Source organism: Trinickia caryophylli (genome assembly GCF_034424545.1).
GTDB classification, from domain to species: Bacteria; Pseudomonadota; Gammaproteobacteria; order Burkholderiales; family Burkholderiaceae; genus Trinickia; species Trinickia caryophylli.
Genome location: NZ_CP139971.1, coordinates 602,275 through 617,915, shown reverse-complemented (window position 1 = coordinate 617,915; position 15,641 = coordinate 602,275). Strand labels below are relative to the sequence as shown.

At 64.0% G+C, this 15,641-nt stretch carries 10 protein-coding genes; 6 read left to right on the top strand and 4 right to left on the bottom strand.

What is annotated here, in order from left to right; all coding sequences use genetic code 11:
- The first annotated feature begins 33 nt into the window (after positions 1 to 33).
- Together U0034_RS21960 and U0034_RS21955 are read left to right on the top strand one after the other, a co-directional pair.
- A complete protein-coding gene (locus tag U0034_RS21960) occupies positions 34 to 1,431 on the top strand; it encodes an aspartate aminotransferase family protein (RefSeq protein ID WP_085224806.1) in 1,398 nt (465 codons plus the stop codon).
- A gap of 347 nt (positions 1,432 to 1,778) precedes the next feature.
- Complete coding sequence (locus U0034_RS21955; protein WP_170151689.1) at positions 1,779 to 2,066, top strand: H-NS histone family protein; 288 nt, start codon at positions 1,779 to 1,781, stop codon at positions 2,064 to 2,066.
- 52 nt (positions 2,067 to 2,118) lie between these two features.
- On the opposite strand, the gene U0034_RS21950 is transcribed toward U0034_RS21955, so the two are convergent.
- The 3 genes from U0034_RS21950 to U0034_RS21940 all read right to left on the bottom strand — a co-directional run bounded on the left by U0034_RS21950 (position 2,119) and on the right by U0034_RS21940 (position 7,362).
- Positions 2,119 to 3,177 carry a response regulator gene (locus tag U0034_RS21950; protein WP_085224808.1) on the bottom strand — a complete coding sequence of 353 codons (1,059 nt, stop codon included), beginning with the start codon at positions 3,175 to 3,177 and terminating at the stop codon, positions 2,119 to 2,121.
- Between the two features lie 55 nt (positions 3,178 to 3,232).
- A complete protein-coding gene (locus U0034_RS21945; protein ID WP_085224810.1) occupies positions 3,233 to 6,298 on the bottom strand; it encodes an ATP-binding protein in 3,066 nt (1,021 codons plus the stop codon).
- 365 nt (positions 6,299 to 6,663) lie between these two features.
- A complete protein-coding gene (locus U0034_RS21940) occupies positions 6,664 to 7,362 on the bottom strand; it encodes a response regulator transcription factor (protein ID WP_085224812.1) in 699 nt (232 codons plus the stop codon).
- Positions 7,363 to 7,735: 373 nt separating this feature from the next.
- Between U0034_RS21940 and U0034_RS21935 the strand changes: the two genes are divergently transcribed.
- The 4 genes from U0034_RS21935 to U0034_RS21920 all read left to right on the top strand — a co-directional run bounded on the left by U0034_RS21935 (position 7,736) and on the right by U0034_RS21920 (position 13,974).
- Positions 7,736 to 9,073, top strand: coding sequence for a FecR family protein (locus U0034_RS21935; RefSeq protein WP_233211844.1), 1,338 nt, complete (start codon positions 7,736 to 7,738; stop codon positions 9,071 to 9,073).
- A gap of 74 nt (positions 9,074 to 9,147) precedes the next feature.
- Positions 9,148 to 11,520, top strand: coding sequence for a CHASE2 domain-containing protein (locus U0034_RS21930; protein WP_162800992.1), 2,373 nt, complete (start codon positions 9,148 to 9,150; stop codon positions 11,518 to 11,520).
- Positions 11,521 to 11,544: 24 nt separating this feature from the next.
- The gene (locus U0034_RS21925) at positions 11,545 to 12,159 is read left to right on the top strand and encodes a DUF4136 domain-containing protein (protein ID WP_085224818.1); all 615 of its coding nucleotides are present in this window, start codon (positions 11,545 to 11,547) and stop codon (positions 12,157 to 12,159) included.
- 402 nt (positions 12,160 to 12,561) lie between these two features.
- A complete protein-coding gene (locus U0034_RS21920; RefSeq protein WP_085224820.1) occupies positions 12,562 to 13,974 on the top strand; it encodes a GGDEF domain-containing protein in 1,413 nt (470 codons plus the stop codon).
- 149 nt (positions 13,975 to 14,123) lie between these two features.
- Here U0034_RS21920 and U0034_RS21915 read toward each other — a convergent pair whose 3' ends face one another.
- Entirely contained in the window at positions 14,124 to 15,560 is a 1,437-nt protein-coding gene (locus tag U0034_RS21915) for a flavin monoamine oxidase family protein (protein WP_085224822.1), read from the bottom strand.
- Positions 15,561 to 15,641: the final 81 nt, after the last annotated feature.

The window sequence follows — 15,641 nt, the reverse complement described above, 5'->3', positions numbered from 1 at the left end:
GCATCCCCTTTTTCGTATTCCCTGGAGAAGACCATGACCGAATTCGACCGTCTCTTCGCGCAAGACCGCGCGCACTTCATGCATCCGTCGACGCACGCGCACGACCATGCGAGCGGCCTGCTGCCGGGCCGCATCGTTACCGGCGCGAAGGGCATTCGCATCGAAGATCACGAGGGGCGCTCGTATATCGACGCGTTCGCCGGCCTGTATTGCGTCAATATTGGCTATGGCCGCACGGAAGTGGCGGACGCCATCTACGAGCAGGCGAAAAAACTGGCCTATTACCACACATACGTCGGGCATTCGACCGATACGATCATCGAGCTTTCGTCGCGCATTGTCGATTGGGCGCCGGAGGGTATGAAAAAGGTCTATTACGGCATGTCGGGATCGGACGCCAACGAAACGCAGATCAAGCTCGTCTGGTACTACAACAACGTCCTCGGACGGACGAACAAGAAAAAAATCATCTCGCGAGAGCGGGGCTATCACGGCTCGGGCATCGTGACGGGCAGCCTCACGGGCTTGCCGAGCTTTCATCAGTGTTTCGATCTGCCGATCGAGCGGGTGAAGCACACCGTTTGTCCGCACTGGTATCGCAAGGCGCCGGCGGGCATGAACGAGGCGCAGTTCGTCTCGTATTGCGTCGACGAACTCGAGAAGCTCATCGCGCGCGAGGGTGCGGACACGATTGCCGCGTTCATCGGCGAGCCCGTGATGGGCACGGGCGGCATCGTTCCGCCCCCGGCCGGCTACTGGCCGGCGATCCAGCAGGTGCTGAGAAAGCACGACATCCTGCTCATTGCCGACGAAGTCGTCTGCGGATTCGGCCGGCTCGGTTCGAAGATGGGCTCGCAGCACTACGGCATTCAGCCGGATCTGATCACCATCGCGAAGGGACTGACGAGCGCTTATGCTCCGCTGTCGGGCGTGATCGTCGGCGAGCGCGTGTGGGACGTCATCGAGACGGCGTCGCGGGCGTTCGGTGCGATGGGGCATGGCTGGACCTACTCGGGGCACCCGATCTGCGCGGCAGCGGCACTTGCCAATCTCGATATTCTCGAGCGCGAGTGCATTACCGAGCACGCTGCCGAGACCGGTGCCTATCTCCTCGACCGGCTGCACGCGGCTTTCGATTCGCATCCGCTCGTTGGGGAGGTGCGCGGCGCCGGCATGCTGGCCGCGCTCGAGTTCATGGCGGACAAGGGCGAGCGGCGTCCGTTCGATGCAGGGCTCAAGGTGGGACCGCGTGTATCGGCCGCCGCTTTGCGGCGCGGCCTGATCGCCCGCGCGATGCCGCATGGCGACATTCTCGGTTTTGCGCCGCCGCTCGTTGCCACGCGCGCGGACGTCGACGAGATCGTGCGCCTTGCACGCGAAGCGGTGGACGAGGTCGCGGCGGAAGTGGCCGGGGCGGCCGTGGCGGCGTAAGTCGACGGTCGAGCCGCATCGTGGCTGCGCGCGGGGACTTCGACGAGATACCCCGCATGCATGCGCGATGAGTAAATATAAAGACCGCATATGTGACGAGGATTTTCTCCAGTTTTTTCCAGCGTAGTGTTAATGGTGGTTTTGGCGTTGGCCGCGATCGCGAAGGCGCTTGCGGCCAACGCGGCCCGATCTGTCGGGCACAGTCATTGCTGGCGCGCCGGACGGACAGGTCCTTTACCATCCGGAAAGGAAAGCCGTGCATTTTTATTGCGTTCGGTGTTTCACAGTTGCCGCAGGGCCGTTAGAATCCGTGGCGTTCACCGCTGAAGAAATGGAGGAATTCGTTCGTGGCGACCTATAAAGAATTACTGGCAAAGAAACAGCAACTCGATCTCGAAATCGAGAACGCGCGTCTGGCGGAAGCGGAGGCCGCGCTTGAAACGGTCCGGGAGACCATTGCGGCGTTTAACTTTACGCCGGAGCAAGTGTTCGGCTCGCGACGCAAAGCGAAGAGTGCCGGCGCCAAGCAGGCGCAGTTCCGCGATCCGGAAACGGGGCAAACGTGGGGTGGCCGCGGTCCTCGGCCGCGCTGGCTGAAGGGTAAGGATCCCGAGCAGTTCCGCATCAGGGCGTAAGGGTCCCGCCGCTAAGGGTCCCGCCGCTAAGGGTCCCGCCGCCGCGCTGCGATCAGGCCGTGCACCCGGGCAGCAAGGCCTGCAGTTTGTCGAGCAGCGTTGCGCGCCGATACGGCTTCACCATGAAGTCCGCGGCGCCCGCCTTTATGCTTTCGATTACGACACAGCGGTGGCTCATCGCGGTGACGATGATCACCGGCACTTCGGCAAATGCGGGCGTCGATTTGATCTCGCGCGTGAGCGCGATGCCGTCGATGTCGGGCAGGGCAACGTCGATCAGCACGAGGTCCGGGCGGTGCCGTGCCATTGCGTGCAGCGCCTGCATGCCACTCGATGCGCAACTGAGATCGACTCGGGTGCCGTCGAGCAGGCGGGCGATCAGCGTTTGCTGAAAGACGTCGTCGTCGACGGCGAGCACGCTCGGCCTTACGCCCTCGGCGAGCGCGCAGATGTTGCGCACAGCTTGCAGTTGCGGGCCGAGTGCGCCGGCGAGCGTATGCGCGGCTTCGCAAAGCGCATCGACTGACTCGCCTATTTTTCTGACTCGCTTCAGCACCATGTCGTCCGCACCGAGCGCGGCTCTCGCGGCCGCTGCCCGCGTGCGGTCCACTTCGTGCGCGAAGCGTCGCGCGCGGGCCGCAAGCGCGGGCTCGATGCACGCCAGCCGGCGGGCCTGCGAGATCAATCGCGCGGCGCCGGCCGCGGGCGACTTGTCCGCCAGTGCTTGGAGCGCATGACGGACGGCCATCGCGAGGCGCGGCTCGTCGCTGGTGGCCGGCCAGAAAACCGCATAATCGTCGAAGCAGCCATCCCGGCAACGGGCGTAGGCGCGCGCAAGATCGTCGGCTCGGCACAGCGCGATTGTCCGATGGGCTATCCCATGCACGAAGCGGCTTTGGCTGTAGAGCGCGGCGAGACAGCGTTCGGCGCGATCGATCTCGTGAAACGCGAGTACGACCACGGCGGGCCTGCACGCTTCGAAGTCCGAAACGATATGCCGCGCGCCGCACGATATCTGTATGCCCCCGAACTCGCTCGCAAGCCGCCGGGCGACACCGTGAGCGGTGGCCTCGGTATCGGCTGCGATCAGAATCGACGGGGCATGGTTCAAGGGCTCACCTGTACGCGCGCGATGCGTGCGTCAGGCTGCTCCATGATCGGCGTAATCAGCCCGGAGAATCCGCCGGCGAGGATTGCGCCAGACGGTGCGCGGCATCGATGGCACTACTGTAGGCGGCGTCGAACTGCATGCTCAGTTCGGTAAACGACATATCGATGCCTTGCTTGCTGTCGGCCTCGATTCGCGCGCATAGTTCGCCGAGCGCGAGCGCGCCGATGGAGCGCGATGACGACTTTAGCTTGTGCGCCACCGCTGCCGCTTCATTCGCGCGCCGCGCGTCCAGATGAGCACGCAATTCCGCAGCAAGGCTTGCCGAGCATTCGACGTATTCGCCGAGCAGTGCCTGCACGGTTTCGTTGTCGTCGCCGACGATCGCACGCAGCGCGCTCAGGTCGATGATGTCTTCCGGGTGCGGGGCATCATCCGGCACCGGCGGTGCCGCTGTCGGCGCGGCCGGCACGGCGGCGGTGGCCGGCGGGAGCTCGTTTGTGGCGGATGCGGCGGGTGTGGCGGATGTCATCGGCTCGGCGGCGCCAGCCGGCGCGATCCAATGCTCCAGCGCTTGCTGTAGGAAGACGAGCTTCAGAGGCTTCGTCAGGTAATCGTCGATGCCGAACGCTTTGGCCCGGGCGGCCTCTCCGTGGATCGCATTCGCGGTCAACGCCACGAGCGGCACGCGTTTGCGCCGCTCGCGCAACTCCTCTTCCCGGATCGCCTGCGCGAGCTCGTAGCCGTCGCGATTCGGCATGTGCAAGTCGGTCAGGACCAGCGTGTAGGGGGTCTCGCGCCACATGCGCAGCGCTTCGTCCCCGTCGACGGCCATATCCGCGCGGTAGCCGAGTAAATCGAGCTGCCGCGAGATGACCTTGCGGTTGATCTCGTCGTCCTCGGCGACGAGGATTTTCACGCCAGGATGCGCACCTGCGCTCGTGCGAACCACCAGTGGCGTGTTCTCGTCGACGAGCGCGCCGCCTTGCGACGGGGCGCGTCCGGCCGCGAGGGCGACCGCATCGAGCAGCGCGCGGCGGCGCAGTGCCTGGGCGCCGATCGCCACCATGCGCTCCATGGCCGAATGCTGCAGGAGGCTGCGGGTGGGCGTGATCGTCACGCGGCCCGCGGTGGGCAGCAGCGGCCCGCCACGGTAATCGTCGCCACATATGAGGACGGTCGGGCACTCGAGCGTTGCGAGGTGCGCGGCCGCGTCGACGGCGTCCGTTGCAATGACCACGTTCGCCGATGCAGCCGCCAGATAGCGTGCAATATCGGCGGCGACGAACTCGGGCGAGGGCGCCACGACGCAGGCGAGGCCGGTCAGGTCCAGCGACGAACGCGGCGCTGCATCGGCCACGGGTGCGAGCGGCAGCGTCACGACGAACGTGGAGCCCTTGCCGGGCTCGCTCGTTACCGTGATTTCGCCTTTCATCATCGAGACGAGGCGCCGGCAAATGGCCAAGCCGAGGCCGGTGCCGCCGAAGCGGCGTGTCGTGGACGCTTCTGCCTGGCTGAACGGGCGAAAGAGCTGCGACAGGGTTTGCCCGGTCATGCCGATGCCGTTGTCGGCGATCTCGAAACGAATGGCGGCGCCTTGCTGCTCGGCGAACGTCACGCGCACGCTGACGTTGCCGCGTATCGCCTCGCGTCCGCTGGAGAATTTGATCGCGTTGCCGACGAGGTTATAGAGGATTTCGCGCAGCCGGGTGTCGTCGGCCAGCACGAGCGGCGGCAGATCGGGGGCGACGTAGGTCCGCAGCGCGACGCCGCGGGCTTGCGCGACGGTGGCAAGCGATGCCGCGAGCCCGTCGACAACCTCCTCGACCGACACAGGTATCGATTCGAGGTGGAGCTTGCCGGCCTCGATCTTCGAGAAATCGAGAATGTCGTCGATGATTTGCAGGAGTGCCGACGCGCAATCGCGGATGGTGAACACCATCTCCTTTTGGTCGGCCGACAGCGAGGAGCGTGCGAGCACCTCGGTCATACCGATCACGCCGTTCATGGGCGTACGGATTTCGTGGCTCATCGTCGCGAGGAAGGCGCTCTTCGCGCGCGACGCGGCCTCGGCGTCCGAGCGTGCCTGCTGGAGCTGCTCCGACTTCGCGATCTCGCGGCGGTTGGCCGCGGCGAGACGCGCGAGCAGCGAGCCGGTGCGGCGATCGGCGAGGACGATCAAACACGACAGCAGCAGCGCGGCGAGCAGCAGGAAGACGCTGCGCGTGCGCCACGGCGCGAGGAATTCCTGGGTCGAATAACCTACCGCCACCGCAACCGGGTAGCCCGCCAGCGTGCGATAGCTGACGATGCTGTCGCGGCCGTTGGCGAACGAGACGGTGCGCAGGTTGCCGCTCGGAGCACGCGCGAGTGCCCGGCGCAGCGCGTCGTCGGGCGGCAGCGTGGTGCCGACCGAACTGTTGCCGTCCGAACGCAGTGCCAGCACAACGAAGTTGTGGGTGCCGACGACGCCGACGAGTCCCTGTTTGCCGATGCGCAGCCCGTTATAGAGCTCGGTGAAGTAGGCTGGGTCGACGGAAACGACGACGACGCCGAGAAACCGTCCGTCGACCGCGTTGATGCGTTGCGAGAACTGCAGTGAGGTCTTGCCGCTTATGCGCCCGACCACGGGCTTGCCGATCATGAGCGCCGTGCTCGGGTTGTGCTCGTGAATCTTGAAGTGTTCGCGATCCGACAGATTGATCGGCGTGAAGCCCGGAATCGTCGAGGCGCGCAGATAGCCTTGTGAATCGATGACGGCCACTTGGACGAAGACGTCGAGCTTGATGAGGCCATTGCCGACGTAGTACGCGAGCGGAATCGAGACGCCGTCGTTTTGCACCTGCCACGAAACGAGCGCCGCCACCTGCTCGGCCTCGCGAATGACGCGCGCGGTATGCGCGGAAAGCGCGTCGGCGAGCGCGGTCGCCCCAGCGCGGGCATTCGACATTTCGACGCGTTCGTCCCAAATGGTGAGCGCGCCGAGCGAAAACCACAGTGCAGCGACGAGCAGCAGGCTTTGCAGCCGCAGCCCGATGCGGCGGCCAGGGGAAGCGGCAGCCCGCGCATCGGATGCGGGGGCTGGGTCTGCTTCGGACTGCTGGGCGGGCGTCGGGTCCATCATCAGCCCTCGAATGACCTCTGGAAAAGCCGGACACGGCTCGTGGAAAGCGAGCCGCGCCAATTTGATCGATACATTCGATAACGGCGGAGGAGCGAAAAAATTGATACGCCGTAAGGGAAAACCGCAGGGCGTCGCCGTTCTCCGGTTTTATCCGTGCGCTGGCCGCAGCCCGGCTGCTGCGACATTAGGATCGCATCCGATTTTTGCGAATTTGCTGGAACCTGGAGCGGGCAATCGTTTGCCGTATCGATGCCAGGACGAGCGGCGGCCCGTGTGAGTGCTGCGGTTCGGGCATCGCCCGTGCACGGCGCGCCGCAAGATCCGCGTGCGCTGGCGGGCCCGCCGAGCCCGCTGAGTCCCGCCTGTTATTGAATGTCGTCGACCACGTCGAGCCGGTAGCCGTGGCCATACACCGGTGTGAGGCGCAGGCCGTTTTCCGGACGCAGTTGCAATTTGGCGCGTACCCTCGACATATGGGTATCGAGCGTGCGCGAAATGGCGTTGGGCGATTGACCCCAGACGGTGCCGCCGATGTGCTCGCGCGAGAGGATGCGCCCTAAATAACGAAACATCAGCAGTGCAAGGTCGAACTCGCGGCTCGTCAGCTCGACCGCCTGACCGTCGATGAAGCACGTGCGCGTAACGGGGTCGATTCTGTAACGGCCGACTTCGATCGATTGCGGCGCGGGGTTGGGCTGCAGGTTGGCGCGCCGCGCGAGCGCGTCGATGCGGGCGAGCAGTTCCTCGGCGCGGATCGGTTTGATCATGTAATCGTCGGCGCCCGCGTTCAGCGCCGAGACGATGTCCGCTTCGGCGGAACGGCTCGTCATGAAGATGATCGGTACGCGCTCGCTGAGGTTTTCGCGCGCCCATTGCAGCACCCGATGGCCCGATACGCCCGGCGTTTGCCAATCGAGCAATAACATGTCGAAGGTCTCGCGCTTCAATTGGCGGATAAGATGGCTGCCGTCCATGAATGGATGGCAGTGGTGTCCTTTTTTCGCCAGCACTGCGCTAACGTGTTGGATCTGGCTTTCTTCGTCTTCCAGATAAGCAATTTTCACTGTCGAATCTCCGAGCCGCCAGGGCGCGCGAATTTTTTCGCTGTCATGATCGCCGCGTTCGCGACGACGTGCGCATTCTAGCGCTTGGGCGGAAATCAGGCATTCGTGCCACGATGTGGGCGTTTGGGGATTTGACAATTGTTTAGAATCCTGCGTCGATCGCGTCGATTCGTATCGCGCGCGCGATCTCTTCCGTTTATGCCGGCTATCGTTGAAAAAAGACCATTGCCTGCGTAATATTCGATGACTTTTTTTTTCTTCGGATACGATGTCATCATTGCACGCCGCTGTCGGTCAGGGCGCGATGCGCGGATCGACAAGCAGAGGGCTTTTCGTTTTGCGCGCGTCCGCTGCCATTTTTGCGGCAATCGCGTTGCAAGCCACATCGAACCCTGTGTTTTCCGCCGAGCGCGAGCCCGCATCCAATTTCGCCACCTATGTAGCCCAGCCGGGCGATACGCTGTACAGCGTGGCGGAGCGTTATCTGCGCGATCCGGCGGATTGGCACGCATTGAGCCGTCTCAATCGCGTTGCGGCGCCGCGCCGGCTCCAGCCGGGCACGAAGCTGCGCATTCCGCCCGAATTGCTCAAGCGCGAGCCGCTGGCGCTGCGCGTGGTCGCGACCAGCGGGCAGGTCACGCGTGCGTTCGAGCGGCTTCCGCCCGTGCCCGTGCGCAAGGGCATGGCGCTCAGCGAGGGCGATCTGATCCGCACGGGTGCGGACGGCTTCATCACGGTGGAGTTCGACGACGGCACGCACGTCGGTCTTCCGCCCGACAGCAGTGCGAGCTTCAGCACGCTCAACCGCACGGTATTGACGGGTGCGACCCATCGCATCGTGCAACTGCGTAAAGGCGAGGTCGCGAGCGAAGTGACGCATGCCAAAGAGCGCGACGACCGTTTCGAAGTGCACGCACCGACGATCGTCGCGGGCGTGCGCGGCACGCGGTTCAGCGTCAGCTATGGCCAGCGGGCTGCGGCCGTGGAGGTGCTCGATGGCGCCGTTGCGGTGGACAAGACGGCAGCGTCGGGCTCGCCGAAGGAGCGGCAGGCGGCGTTCGAACGCGTGCGCCAGACGCTGCCCGCGCAATTCCTGGCGGCAGGATACGGCAGCGTCACGCCCGACGGCGGAGCGGTCGGGGCGCCGGTGCCCTTGCTGCCCGCGCCTGCGCTCGAGCACCCCGCGAAGACACAAGACGGTGCCGAAGCCGCGTTCGATATCGTGCCGCTAGAGGGGGCCAGCCGCTACCGGGTGATGATCGCGCGCGATGCGGGGGCGATCGATCTGATTCGCGATCAGCGCGTCGACACGCCCCATGCATCGTTTTCCGATCTCGACGACGGTACGTATTTCGTCCGCCTTTCCGCCATCGACGAGTATGGTCTCGAAGGGCGCCCGGCCGTCTATGCGTTCGAACGGCGCCGCAACGCAGTCTCGGCCTCGGCGGCGCGTGTCGCAGGATCGCGCGATTATCGTTTTCGCTGGCTCGTCGGCCGCCCGGGCGTTGCCACGCATTTTCGTTTCATCCTGGCGCGCGACGAGGCACTCGAAGAGCGGCTCGTCGATGCCGTCGACATTGCCGGGGACGAGTTCGTCGTCAGCGGCTTGCCGGCAGGCGTCTACCACTGGACCGTCGTTGCCGAGCAATTCGAGAACGGTCGTTTCTATGAAACCCCGGCCGGCGTGCGCTCGTTCACGCTTGCCTATTGACCGGGCGGCACATGACTCAGGACTCCTCGAGCCGATGGCCGTTATCGAGCGGGCCGCCCTCGCGGCATAAACGGATGAGACCCGAAACGCGCCGCTATCTGCTCGAGTGGTTCGCGATCACATGCATCGGGATGGCCGTGGTATTCGCATGCAGCCTCGGCAATGCCACGGCGGGGCTCGACCGGCGCATCTATGACAAGCTGCTCCAATTGCATCCGCGGGCACTCGCGCCCGAGATCGCCATGGTCGAGATCGACGATGCGACGATCCGGCAGTTCGGGCGGTGGCCGTGGTCGCGCGAACTGCAGGCGCGCCTGCTGGCGGCAGCGGCCGATGCCGGCGCGGCCGCGATCGTCTACGACGTGTTGCTGACCGATCCGTGGCGAGGGGAAGCGCCTCTGTCCGAGGCGCTGCGCAAGGTGCCGACGTTCCTGCCGCTCACGCTCCGGCGGGTCCCGAACGACGTTCTGCCCATTGCCGAGTTGCCGCAACAGGCATTTCGCGACGCGGCCGCAGGCATCGGCCACATCGATTTCGAAGCCGATGCGGATGGCGTCGTGCGCGGCGTGGCCTTGACGGAAAGCGACGGGACGCGGCGTTGGCCCTACATCGACGTGCCGCTTTTCCGGGCGATTCGCGAAGGCGCCATCGCCTTGGCGGATGGACGGTACCTGTCGCAGGGAAAGCCCGACCCTACGAACGTGCGCGAGGGCGAGGGCGGGCGCGTACTCATTCCGTTCGGTGCGAGCGCGCATTCGCGGGCCCACGTGTCAGCCGCGAAGCTGCTGGACGGGCAAATTTCGGCGCAGACGCTGAGCGGCAAGATCGTGTTCGTCGGCGTGACGGCGGCCGGCGTGCATGGTCGCCTGATGACGCCCGTTTCGGGCGACGATGGCCCCGCGTCGGACGTGGCATTGCATGCCGACGTTTTAAGCGCGCTGCTGTCCGATCAACTCATTCACCCCGTGCCGCGGCCGTGGGTGGCAACGGCATCGCTCGCGTTCGCGCTCGTGCTGCTCGCGGGCTTCTTCGTACTCTCCCCGTGGCGCTCGCTCCTTCTCACGGTCTTGCTCTGCGTGGTCGTCCTGGCCGGCAGCGCGCTGTTGCTCGGCGCGCTCGATCTCTGGATTTCCCCCGTGCCCGCGATGGCCGCGCTGGTGTTGCTTTATCCGCTCTGGAGCTGGCGGCGGCTCGAGATGACGATGTCCCGGCTGCGGCGCGAGCTGGCCATTCTCGATAGCGAACCGGATTTGCTGCCGGAGCCCGACATCACGCAATACTCATTCGGCGGCGATGTGCTCGAGCGCCAGATCGTATTGGTGGAGCGTGCGGCTCAGCGCTTGCAGGACATGAAGCGCTTCGTCTGGGACAGCCTGAACAGCGTGCCCGAGCCCGTGATCGTGGCGGATCGCGTGGGCATCGTCCTGCTCGTCAACAAGGCCGCGCGCGCGCACTTCGCGAGGCTCGACAGCCCCGAACCCAAAGGGCGGCCGCTAAGCCACGTGCTGGGCGGATTCTCGCTGATCAAGGCAATCGATACGCCGGCGGAGCTCGAGGCCGAGGTTCGCACGGGCTGGCCGCGCGTGCTCGATCCGACGGGTCGCCAGGTCGGTGTCGTCAAGCGCGGTCTCGAAGTGCGCGATCACACGGGGCACGATTATCTGCTGCGCTATGCGCGGTGCCGCAACGAGCGCGGAGAGGAGTCGGGCAGCTGGGTAGCCGCGCTGGTCGAGGTGACGGCGCTGCATGCGGCCGAGCGCGGGCGCGAAGATGCCCTCCGGCTGCTCTCGCACGATATGCGCTCGCGCCATGCATCGATTCTCGCGCTCGTCGAGTTGGAGCGCTCGAATAACGAATCCGAGCGCACGCGCGTGCTGCTCGAGCGCATCGAGCGGCATGCTCAGCGCGCATTGAATCTTGCCGACGATTTCGTCCAGCTAGCGCGGGCGGAATCGCAGGCCTATGCGCTCGAGCCCGTCAGCTTCGGCGATATCGTCATCGATGCGAGCGACGAAGTGTGGCCGCAGGCGCGCGCAAAAGATGTTCGCATCGAAGTCCGGCTGGACAGCGAAGAGTATTGGGTATCGGCCGATCGCTCGCTGATGACGCGTGCGATGTCGAACATCATCAACAATGCGGTCAAATACAGCCCCAACGCGACTATCGTGGTGATCAGCGTCGCGAGACGAGGGACGCATTATGTGCAATGCTCGGTGTCCGACGAAGGCTATGGCATACCGAAGGAAATGCAGGCGCATCTGTTCGAGCCTTTCCGACGCTTTCATTCCCCGGGGCAACCGACGACCAACGGCGCCGGCCTCGGCATGGCTTTCATCAAGGCGGTCGTGACGCGGCACAGCGGAGAGGTGCACGTCGACAGCGCGCCGGGCGAAGGCACCACGGTGACGATTGCGCTGCCCTTGCTGGAAACGACGGCTGCCGCATGATGACGGATCGATGAAGCGGGGAACATGGTGAGAAGGACAACAGTGCTGACGATGGTGAGCGCGGCGATGCTTGCGGGATGCGCCGGCATCGGAACCGAAGTGACCGTGACGAAGGGGGCGCCTGCCGAAATCGGCAAAGGCGCACGGACCTACGTGCTGACGAACGATCCGATCGATTCGGCCCGCCGTGACGCGACGCGTTACCGCGCGCTCGTGAGCACGGCGCTTGCGCGCGGCGGATTCGATGCGGTTGACGGTGGGCAGGCGCGCTACAGCGTTTCGCTGGCTTACGATACCCGCCTGCAATCGATTTCAGTTGCCAGCGGCGAAACATGCGAGCCAGGCGGCGACTGCGGCAGCAATGGGTCGCGCGCCGTGTTTTCGTGGCCGTGGCAAAAGACTTACGTCCATTCGCTGACGTTGCGGTTTTTCGACCGTGAAAATGGGCACGAAGTCTACAAGGTGCGCGCGGAGCGCAGCGATCATCGCGCTGACGAGAACGAGGCGTTCCCGTATCTCGTCGACAGCGCGCTCGCGCAGTTGCCTTATGCGAGCGAGGGACGCTGGGACGTCAAGCTGCGTCCGGCCAGCGGCGCAAGCCAAGGCGCCGGGGTGGTGTCCGCCACGCGCATACGCTGAGAGGGCCGGGCGCGGGACTCGGCCGCCGCGCGTTTTCGGCTTCCGTCCGGCGACGAGATCCGCCGGCTTCCTCGACGCCGCCGGAGGCAATGTCCGGCGCCGGCGGGAGATTTGCGACATTGCCTCGTCTGGCATTTTGCAGACGCGATAATATTACGACGCATTACGCAAACGATTGCATACAGAACGGTTCAGCCTGATTCGAATTGAATTGAGGCGGAATGAGTCGATCTGGACATTGGCCCACGGCACGTTTTCCAACCGGGCAGAATCAATGCGCGTTTCAAAGTCGCGATTCCTCGAATTTCCGTAGAATGCGCGTAGCCCGGCGGCGTAGCTGAAAGAAAGGCGCTGCCGAGCGAACACAATAAGACTAGAGAGAGAGAAAGACGGGCCGTCATCATGACCGACACTTCATCGCTCGCGCCTTCGGTCGGCGAGCCAACACCCATCGTGCTGGCCGTTACGCGCTGGTATGCGCGCATCCTGCTGGTCGCATTCGCGTTGCTGCCGGGTTACCTGATTGCCTACCTGCACTTTTTTCAGGACCCGGCATTGCGGTTTGAAAACCATGGCTTTCACGAAATCGCGATCGGCATCGCCACGCTCGAGGGCATTTTCGTCAGCTATGTCACGTGGCAATGTTATCGCCGTTCGGGCGAGCCCATCCTGCGATGGCTGATGTTGGGTTTCATCGGATTCGTTATCGTCTATGCGCCGCATGGCATGCTGACTCCGCTCGCGCATGACGATCCGTGGCTGTTCCTGCTCTACGGGCCCGCGTCGCGGCTGCTGATGGCCGTCCTGCTCATGGTCGGGTTGATTGCGTATCGGCGCTCGCCCGATGGCGAGGGGCAGCGCGTCGACCGCTGGTTCTGGTCGAGCTGGCTCATTACGTTTGTCGTCATCGATTTGCTCGTCGCGGCGCTGGCCAACACGCCATGGGCCGGGGCACTCGCAACACGGCTCGTGCTCGAGGGCGGCGCGCTCGTCGTATCGCTGGCCAATGTCGTCTGCCTGTTCGCGCGGCGAATCCATTCGCCGCTGATGACACTGTTCGCGGTGTCGGTTGGCGCGTTCGCGTTCTCGTCGCTGGCCTTCCTGCTCGGCAAGCCATGGAACCACATGTGGTGGCTCGCTCATGCAATCTTCGCGGCCGGTTTTCTGTTGCTGAGCTATGGCATCGTGCACGCGTTTCGTACGACGCGCTCGTTTTCGGCGATCTACAGCCAGGAGGCGTTGATCGCGCGGTTGCGCGAATCGATGGCACGCACCGAAGGGGTCCTCCAGGAGCTTCGGAAAACGAATCAGAAAGTCGAAGGGACGAGCAGCGTGGATCCGCTCGTCGGGACCGTCAATCGGCGCACCTTCGTCGAAGCGATCGAACGCGAGATCGAACGTGCGAAGTGGGGCGGACTTTCGTTCTCGGTGCTCGCGCTCGATCTCGACAACTTCACGCGCGTCAACGATCGGTTCGGGCGCGCGGTGGGGGACGACGTATTGCGCGGGATCGCCGACATCTGCATCGATGCCATTCGGCCGTACAACGGCGTGGCCCGCGCGGGTAGCGAGGAATTGATGCTGCTGGTGCCGCATGCGGCGATCGACGTTGCGCTGACGCTCGGGGAGCGGATCCGCTCCGATGTGCAGGCCAGCATTTTCGAGAGCGGCAGCCATCGGTTTTCGGTCACGATCAGTATCGGCATTGCGCAATTCGCACAGGACGGGGCGACGGGCGAGGCGCTCATGCGCGTGGCCGAGGAGCGCCTGAGGCGAGCGAAACACCATGGGCGCAATTGTGTTATCGCGGTGTGATCGTTCGGGTTTCGCGGATTATGGCGAAGCGCTCGTAACCGATACATAGTCGATACTCGGTCGGTACTCAGTCGATACGCAGCCGCTTGAAGATCGGCAATCCCGGCCCGCCATGGCGCACGGCTTTCGCCTCGATCGCCGACTGCGCGTCAAGCCAGCTTGCGCAGCAACGCGATGGCGTCCTGCGCCGCCTTTTCCCCAGTCTTGTATGCGCCCTCGATGGTGCCGTACTGCTCGGTGAATAACGCCTCGCCGGCGAAGAAAATCGGTTCGTGGGGCAGGCCCAGCAGCACGCGCGCGTTGTACGCGTCGGGGAGGTCGGAGGCACCGTTGGCGATCGGCGCCGTGTACGAATACGCGCCATTGATGCGATCTGTCTTGCTCCAATTCGTCATGCCTCCATAGACAAGTGCCTCGTTCGACAAATCGTCGCCATGGAGTTTGACGAAAAGAGAGCGGAAATGATTCACTACCGCGTCGTCATTTTTCTGGTCGAGCGCTGCCGCGATGTCACCCGCGCATTCCGCGAGGAACACCGCCGGCGGGAAAAAGTCCGGGCGATAGTACTGCCATACGCCTCGCTCGCTCTCGTCCGGCAAGAAATATCTCGTGTTGTCTTGGATATAGTGCGAGACATCCTTGCCGTTGTTCGGTACCAGTTTGAACGCCAGTTTTTTGTAGGAGCCGAGCTTGACGTGGCATGCCTCTATCGCATCGTTTTGATGCAACTGCGGGATAAACGTGATGTCCCGCAATTTCGTTGCCGGCACCGTCACGATGCAGACATCCACGACCGCGTTTTGTGTCGGGCCGAAGGGGGCGGTACGATCGTAATAATCGATTTTCACTTTTGAATTTTTCACCTTGATCCTGGTGACGATATTTCCGAGCCTGCTGGTGTACGTGCTCAGGTTGCCGGTGTGCGCGCTCGGCGCGAATTGCTCGAGCTTCTTCCCCCATTCCTCGACGAGACGGCCGACGCCCACATTCGGGACGAGCCAGACCGAACCCTCCTCTCGCTCTTTCTGGCGCGCCAGATCGGCCGCGAGGTACTGCCACGGCTCGGCCGATTCGGTAAGCGGTTTGAAGGCGGACGTACCATAGCCGAGCAGACTTTCCTGGGTGTTCGGATTGCCCGGTGCGTTACACACAGGAAGGTTCAATGCCTTTCGATTTTCGTTGTAGCTCTCGCTGATCGAGGTTTCGACTTCGTCGATGGCGGCCCATTGCGCAATCGGTGCCTCGCCGCCGTCCTCATATCCCCTGGCATCTACTTTTTTCCATCCCTGAGCGGTGCGAACCCAGCACCAGCTTTTGTCGATCGGTTCCTCCCGGATACCGAAGCCAAGCAGTCTCGCGATGTACGCCCAAGGGTTGTACTCCGGGTCCTGAATGAATTGCGCTCCCATATCGAAGCAGAATCCGTCGAGGGATTCGATTTTCTTCGTCAGGGCACGGCCTCCGTACCGTGTGTGGGCTTCGAGTAGTTCGATGTCCAGCCGGATATCCTGAGCCCGCAGCAGGGCGTGCGCGGCGGAAATGCCGGCGGCGCCTCCGCCGACGATGGCGACTTTCATGCGTTTCATCGGTGGTTTCCTTCGTGCCAGTCGGTTGGACTACGCTTTCAGCACAGGGAACGCCATCCGGTGACGGTTGTGAAGGAGTGC